The organism is Hymenobacter crusticola (genome assembly GCF_002154225.1).
GTDB classification, from domain to species: domain Bacteria; phylum Bacteroidota; class Bacteroidia; order Cytophagales; family Hymenobacteraceae; genus Hymenobacter; species Hymenobacter crusticola.
This window is the reverse complement of sequence record NZ_MTSE01000127.1, coordinates 1-683: the sequence shown is the minus strand read 5'-3', so window position 1 is coordinate 683 and position 683 is coordinate 1. Positions and strand designations below refer to the sequence as shown.

Sequence of the window (683 nt, the reverse complement as noted above, 5' to 3'; positions counted from 1 at the left end):
TTCACAACGAGAGCCAGCAACTGCTCTGCAACACGCGCTGGGACGAGTACGACGTGGCCGGGCGTTTACTGGCAAGGGACGGGGAGTACTCGGAAACCAACCCGAATGGGTGGGTCGTGCTGAAGTTCGAAGGCATCAAAACCGGGCCGCCGACTGTCTTAGACCCACGCCGAGCGGGAGAAGCGCTGTTTCCCGAGCGGCATAGTTTGGAGAAGCTCTTAGGCGTCAAACAGTCAAATCCGATTGGCTTTAACTCGCTCTACCAGCAGGATCCTAAACCCTCGGTGGAAGCGTTGGTGTACCCGATGTGGACGCAGGTTCCGGACGTCCCCGAGGGCCTGCGTCACGTGGCGCCGTACTACGGACTGGACTTTGGATTTACCAACGATCCAACGGCGCTGGTGAAAGTCTACCAGCACAAACACCGCGTGTGCCTCGATGAACTGATCTACGCTAAGGGTTTAAGTAACGCAGAGATCAAGCTGGAGTATTTGAGCACAGGGGGGGCAGTAGGAGCCCTGATCTTTGCCGACGCGGCCGAGCCCAAGACCATTGCGGATTTACGACAAACGACGCTCGTAGAGGCTACTCCCGAGCGGCAGGCTAAGTATCCTACTTTGCGCCAGTACCTGTCGGGAACTACGTACCGGCTGCCGGGGCTGAACGTGGTGGCCGCCGTGAAA

The 683-nt window shown here is 58.3% G+C and carries 1 protein-coding gene; it reads left to right on the top strand.

Annotation, left to right across the window (positions count from 1 at the left end):
- Positions 1–683 (top strand): hypothetical protein (locus BXP70_RS30220; protein ID WP_218779908.1); only part of this gene is annotated, 683 nt, incomplete at both ends.